Source organism: Frankia canadensis, assembly GCF_900197875.1.
Classification (GTDB): domain Bacteria; phylum Actinomycetota; class Actinomycetes; order Frankiales; family Frankiaceae; genus Frankia; species Frankia canadensis.
On the sequence record NZ_FZMO01000225.1, the window covers coordinates 1 to 6,173 of the forward strand.

At 69.7% G+C, this 6,173-nt stretch carries 5 protein-coding genes; 1 reads left to right on the top strand and 4 read right to left on the bottom strand.

What is annotated here, in order from left to right; genetic code table 11:
- Window positions 1-292 (top strand): ATP-dependent helicase C-terminal domain-containing protein (locus tag C1A33_RS18410; RefSeq protein WP_279354651.1); only part of this gene is annotated, 292 nt, incomplete at its 5' end.
- 309 nt (window positions 293-601) lie between these two features.
- On the opposite strand, the gene C1A33_RS18415 is transcribed toward C1A33_RS18410, so the two are convergent.
- From C1A33_RS18415 to C1A33_RS38005, 4 genes are all read right to left on the bottom strand, one after another.
- Window positions 602-1,579 (bottom strand): alpha/beta hydrolase, encoded by a 978-nt coding sequence (locus C1A33_RS18415; protein WP_133150713.1) that lies wholly within the window; start codon window positions 1,577-1,579, stop codon window positions 602-604.
- A 273-nt stretch (window positions 1,580-1,852) separates the two neighbouring features.
- Window positions 1,853-4,180 carry an ABC transporter permease gene (locus tag C1A33_RS18420; protein ID WP_133150714.1) on the bottom strand — a complete coding sequence of 776 codons (2,328 nt, stop codon included), beginning with the start codon at window positions 4,178-4,180 and terminating at the stop codon, window positions 1,853-1,855.
- 161 nt (window positions 4,181-4,341) lie between these two features.
- Window positions 4,342-5,082, bottom strand: a complete 741-nt coding sequence (locus tag C1A33_RS18425) for an ABC transporter ATP-binding protein (RefSeq protein WP_101832716.1) — start codon at window positions 5,080-5,082, stop codon at window positions 4,342-4,344.
- Between the two features lie 423 nt (window positions 5,083-5,505).
- A complete protein-coding gene (locus tag C1A33_RS38005; protein ID WP_207770368.1) occupies window positions 5,506-5,796 on the bottom strand; it encodes a type I-E CRISPR-associated protein Cas6/Cse3/CasE in 291 nt (96 codons plus the stop codon).
- Window positions 5,797-6,173: the final 377 nt, after the last annotated feature.

Below are 6,173 nucleotides of genomic sequence, written 5' to 3' on the forward strand. Positions count from 1 at the left end.
CAGCGGGACCAGCGGTGCGCCCGGCCCGGTGCTGGCCGTCAAGATCGCCGAGGTGTTCGGATGGGAGCGGGTACCCGTCGTCGCCGACGGCCACGCGCCACTGGTGCTCCACCTGTTGTCCCCGGCGGGGCGCCCAGTGGCGGTGACGAGCGACCTGGCGTCGTTCTGGCGCACGGGCTACCCGCAGGTCCGCGCGGAGCTGCGCGGCCGCTACCCGCGCCACCCCTGGCCGGACGACCCAACCACAGCCTCGCCGACCCGCCGTGCCGCCCCCCGCACCCGAGAGCGGTGACCTGTGACCGGCGTCATCATCCTCAGGCAGCCGGCCCACTGAGACGCCGTCAGCCGCCGGGGTCGTCGCGCGGCGGCGGTGTCGGGAGCGCTGCGCGAGTTCGGTGAACGCGGCCGCCGGTCGGCGATGGGGTTGCAGGTGGCACGGGCGTTTGTGGATGCGAAGTGGGAGCCCGGACACCTTCTCCTACGTCTCATCGGCTCCGATGACGGCAGCGAAGGGCACGACAATCGCGAGTGCGGCGCGGCTACCGGCACGTGCGGCGCTGGGAAGGGAAGCGCGGTCGGCGCGGTGCAGGAGCCCTGCGAGTCAGATGGCGGCGGGGAGCCAGGCGAGGAAGCGGTCCCACAGCTGGACGCGGGTGTCGGCGAAGTTGTGCATGTGGGCCATGCGTGGGATCACGACCACGGTGATGTCGGGCGACGCGGGATAGCCCGTCGGTTCACGGTGCGGGTCAGCGGAGACGTCGGAGTCGCCGAAGGCGAGGAACAACGGCGCGGTGATGCGGTCGGCGAACGGCTTCGCCAGGCCCGGGGTCATGCCGTCGATACCCGCGTACCGCGGGATCAGGGTGTGGCACTCCTTTTCGTCATAGGCCAGCAGGTCGTCCGGCACGTCCAGGACGTGGAAGATGCCGGCGTACTGCGCCCGCGGCGCGCCGTGGTACATCTCCAGCTCGGTGTTTCCGCTCTGCCGGGTGTTCTCGGCGATCACCCAGGCGCGCCGCTGCTCGGTCGACAGCGTGTCCCAGTCGGGCTGCTCGCGTACGCCGGTGATCAGTAGCGGCGATGCCCCGAAGATTCCGACGGCGGCGTAGTCGGCGTACTTCCCCTGCTGGATCATGGTGATGAACCCGCCGAGCGACTGGCCGATCCCGACGAAGGTCGCGTCGTCGATCGCCGGCAGGCCGGGGGCGAGCGTGCCGTCCCGCAACCGCTGGCGCGCCTGCTCGTACGCGAGGTGCGCGGCGTCGGCCTGCACCTCCAGGCCGATGAAGTCGCCGTCGGCGGGCCGTGTGCTGTCGCCGCCGCCGAAGTAGTCGAGCGCGATGAAGATCAGTCCGTGCGCGGCGAGGTACTCCGCCTTGCTGTATCCGGTGCGGCCGGGTGGCTGGAGATCCCAGTAGCGGCGATGGTACGTGCCGCCCGGAGTGGCCAGGACCACCACCGGCTTCGGGGTGAGCCGCGCGGCGTCGAACACGACGGTCGCCGACAGCTCGGCCACCGACTCCTCGCCACCCTTGGGTAACACCTGACTGATATCAAAGGAGATGTCTGCACGCGGCATCGCGTTCACCCCTGCTCGACGGGAAATGGTCCGGATCGCCGGCTCGCAAGCAGAAGCTAGCAGATCGTGCCATTCATCACTAATGTTGTGCCTGGCGCGATCTCCGTATAAAATTTCGCGCTCCCGGGGAGCTCGCCGACGCCTGGGCCGCATCCGCGTGACCAGCGCGCGGCCCGCCGCTCTCGCCGCCCAAGAATCACAAGGTCACCAGGAGATCCACCAGCGTTCCGGATCGGACAGCTCGCGGGAATGGTCCGAGGCCGCTGATGCTGCCTACTCGCGGTTGCCGACGAGCTGGATAGGCCGAGCGCGCATCACGAGCAGGCATGGGATCACTGTCGACAGCATCGCGATCACTGCAATTACGCCTGTCAGGCTGGCGAGCATAGCCCATTCGATCGTAATACGGGATGAATCGGTCACATGGCGGATGGCGTCCCTGAGTCCGACCAGTGAGATCGCGGTCGCGATCGCCGCGAGCAGTCCACCGACCAGGACGGCAAGTAGCGATTCAATCGTGCTGATCAGCGCGATCCGCCACCGGCCCGCACCGGCCAGTCGCAGCGCCGCGAACTCCCGGCCACGGGCCGCGGTCGCCATCGCGATCGTGTTGGCGGTTGCCAACACGCTGTAGAGCAGCACGATGGCAAGTACCGTGGTCGCATTCTGACGGCTGTGCTCGATCTGGTGTCGGTCAGTCGCTCTCGACCATTCCGTCGTCGCCAGGACCGTCACGTCCGGCCGGTTGATCGCTGAAGCGATCACCGCCGCGTTCAGACCGGCCGGGCCGCGTACGTCGATCCGGTCGGCGAGCAGTTGACCTGCATGGGACGGGGTCACGAATGCGGAGTTGTTGCCGAATCCGGTACGCAACACGGCGGCTACCGTCAATTGACCGCGGGTGCCGTCACCGAAGATCACTGGTACCTTGTCGCCGACCTTCTTGCCCCATTCCTGGTCGATCAGCATCGTGCTGTCGTTGAGTGCCGTGACCGAGCCCGCTACCACCTGGAGGTCGAACAGGGTGGTCAGTGCTGACGGCTGCACCGCCTGTGCCTGGTACTGAACCAGGCCGGTGCTGCCGCGCTGCGGACCGTAGAGCTGTACCTGGCGCACCGGCTCGCTGGTCACGCCCGGCAGCTCCGCCACGCGATCCACCACCGACTGGTCCAGGCCTGGCCCGGTCCTGCTCAGCACGGTGAACTGCGATGCCAGCGATCGATTCAGCTCATGTGACTTCGCCGCGTTCAACGTCGCCAGCGAGCCGAGCAGGGCCGAGGCCAGCCCCAGGGTGATGATCACCGGCACCGCTGTGGCGGCTGCTCGGCGAACGGAGGCGAAGGTGGTCTGCCGGACCAGCAGGCCGGTCGCGCCTCGACCGAGAACCAGCGGGAGGGTGGCAAGCTGGGTCACGGGGCGGATCGCCAGCGGCGCGAGCAGCGCGACGGCCACGACCAGCACCACCGCGAAGCCCTGGTTCAGCCCGATCGCGACCAGCGGATCGGCCAGTGGCACCAGCCACAGCAACGCGACGCCGAGCAACAGGGTGAACAGGCCCAGCATCCAGCGGGCCAACCCCATCCCGGTCCGGCTTACCTGCGACTGCCGCAGCGCCTCGATGGGGCGGATCCGGCCGGCGCGCAGACAGGCCAGCGCGGCGCCGACCAGCGCCACGCAGACCCCGGTGAGCAGCACGCCGACCAGGGCCACCAGCACCAACGGTGTCAGCCGGACCTGGAACCAGTCCGGTGCGACCTGCCGGGTGACCAACCAGCGCGCCAGCAAGGGGCCGCCTACCAGTCCGATGAGCGCGCCGAGGGTGGCCGCGGCCAGTCCGATCAGCGCAGCCTCGGCCAGCACCATCGTCCTGATCTGCTGGGGGGTACCGCCGGCCAGCCGCAACAAGGCCAGTTCGCGCTGGCGCTGGTTGACCGAGAACGCAAAGGTAGCGCCGACCAGGAAGATCGTGACGACTGCGGCCAGCCCGCCGGTCACTCCCAGCAGGCCGGTCACCGACCGCAGCGCCAGCCGCTCGTCGGCCCGACCCGGGTCAGCGTCGTGGCGGGCGTTGCCGGTCAGGACCACCTCGGGCAGGCGATCCGGTTGGTCGCGGTTCGTCCGGGCGATCGATGGGCGCAGCTTGTCGGCCGAGCCGTACACCACCGCGGCATTGATCGGCGGGCTCAGCTCGGCTGCCCGGTCGTCGGAGAAGAAGATCGCCTGTTCGAACGAGGTCGCCGCGGTCACCCCGCTGACCCGGTAGCTGGCCGGCCCGGCCACCGTCAGCACGCTGACCTGCCGGCCCACCATGTCGCGCGGCGCACCGGCCAGCACCACCTCGTCCGTGCCGCTCGGTGGGCTGCCGGCGAGCAGCCGGTACGGCGTGAATGCCGCCGCCGACCACCCGTGTCCCAGTGGCGGCTGGCCTTTCGAGGTCCGGCTGCCGGCCAGTTGGGCGTAGAAGGAGCGGTCCTCGACCACCCGGCCGGCCTCTCGGGCCGCCGACAGCGCCGCGTCCGGCAGCGCCGGGCGACCGTCCAGGCTGAGCCGATCAGTGTAGCCGTCGCCGCGGATCGGGAAGGACGCGGCGGGGGTGAGCACCGTGGGCGCGGCGGCGAACCGCAGCGGGCTGTGCCCGCCGGGATCGGCGGCGCCGGTGAGCGCGATGCTGACCGAGGACAGCAGTGTGACCCCGACCAGAAGTGCCGCGAAAGTGCCTGCGAAGCTGACCCGGCGGGCCCGCAGGGTGGCCAGTGCGATGCTCAGCACGGGAGTCCTTCCAGCCGAGTCATCCGGGCGGCGACCGTCTCGATGGTCGGGTCGACCAGTTCGCCGGCCAACCGGCTGTCGGCCAGGAATACCACCCGGTGCGCGTAGGACGCGGCCAGCGGATCGTGGGTGACCATGATGGTGGTGAGTCCGGAACCGTCGACCAGGCTGCGCAGCGCGGTGAGCATCTCGCGTGAGGTGTTGCGGTCCAGCGCTCCGGTCGGCTCGTCGGCGAACAGCACGTGCGGGCGGGTGACCAGGGCGCGGGCGATGGCGACCCGTTGCTGCTGGCCACCGGACAGCTGGTTGGGCAGGTGTCCGGCCCGATCGGCCAGGCCGACCTGATGCAGTGCCGCGTGGAGTTCGGCCCGTTTCGGACGGCGGCCGGCCAGCCGCAACGGCAGCGCGATGTTCTGCTCGGCGGTGAGTGCCGCGATCAGGTTGAAGGACTGGAACACGAAACCGACCCGTTCCCGCCGCAGTCGGGTGAGCACGGTCTCCTTGAGGCTGGTCAGGTCGGTGCCCGCCAACAGCACCTGACCGCCGGTCGGCCTCTCCAGACCGGCCGCGCAGTGCAGCAGGGTGGACTTGCCCGAGCCAGACGGACCCATGACCGCGGTGAAGGAACCGCTCGGGAAGCTGAGGGTGATCGAGTCCAGCGCGGTCACGGCTGCCGCGCCGGTTCCATAGACCTTGCTCAGGCGGATGAGCTCGATTGGCTGCGGCGACGACATCCATTCAGTACATCCACCCCGGCGCGCAGTGGCACTACGGCCAGGCGGACAACCGAGGGTGTGGCTAGCCCTACCATTCGGCTGGACGCCTGGTCCCGGCGGGACGACGCCGTAGAGGCAGGCACTGGCGGCGGACAGGGCGAGGTTGACCGTGTCCTGGCTGTCCCGTTTCGCCGGATCGTAGTTGCGGCGGAAGCGGGGAGCGCCGTGTTTCTGGGCGAAGAGCCGGTAGTAGGCATTGACCCGCTGGCCTTCCATGCCGCGTAGCTGGGCAAGGGGGGGACGCGACGTGGGCGAGGACGCCGGTGCCGTCCTGGAAGATGCGGACGGATTCTAGATAAAGAAAGGACAGAGAGTCGGCCACGCGGGGAAGCATCGCGAGGGTGGGCCGGCCGAGGCGGTGTTTCGCGGCGGCGGGGATGGTCATCGGGCGCCTCCGTAGGGGGCGATGGAGAGTAGCCCGGCGCCGTAGGACTTGCCGCGGCCGATGCCGTCGAGGATGGCGTCCCGGATGGCGTCCGGGCCGGTGACGGCAGCGCCGCCGTCGTAGCGGGTGAGGGCGTGACGGATCTGGGTGCGGCCGCGGCGGGGGCCGGTGATGTCGTCAAGGGGCTGTGCGGTGGAGCTGCGCAGGTGCGCCGCAGCGTTCGGCGCGGCTCGTCCACCAGGCTTCCGCGTCGCTGCCGCTCGCCTACTCTCTTCGGCCTCGTACAGGTTCCCGCCCCGCGGTCACCGCTGACACTTGCGCCGCACAGCCGACGGTCGCCACGGGTGACTCGCGTCACCCGCCCTCCCTTGGATGTTGCCGTTGCGCCTGATGGCAAACCCGTCCGGACCGCAACGAGCGGAGACCGGGTGCGGGCCGCCGTCCCGGCGTGATCACCTTCGGACACGGTGTCGGTGCAGACGGTGAAAGGATGGTTGAGGTGAGTCCCGGCTCGGGTGGCCACGTCCTGTCCACGGTGAGTGCAGCGGAGTGGCAGTCAAGTGTGTGTGAGGCTGGTAGTGCCACCTGTAGGATGATGGTATCGGTCTCCGTGTGGTGCCGGTAGCCATCGATTGCTGTCCAGGTCGGAGGGGTTGTGGAGAGT

What these genes read in the sequence shown, in the direction of transcription:
- C1A33_RS18425 (WP_101832716.1), bottom strand. Translation starts at nt 5,082, where the DNA reads ATGTCGTCGCCGCAGCCAATCGAGCTCATCCGCCTGAGCAAGGTCTAT.
- C1A33_RS18415 (WP_133150713.1), bottom strand. Translation starts at nt 1,579, where the DNA reads ATGCCGCGTGCAGACATCTCCTTTGATATCAGTCAGGTGTTACCCAAG.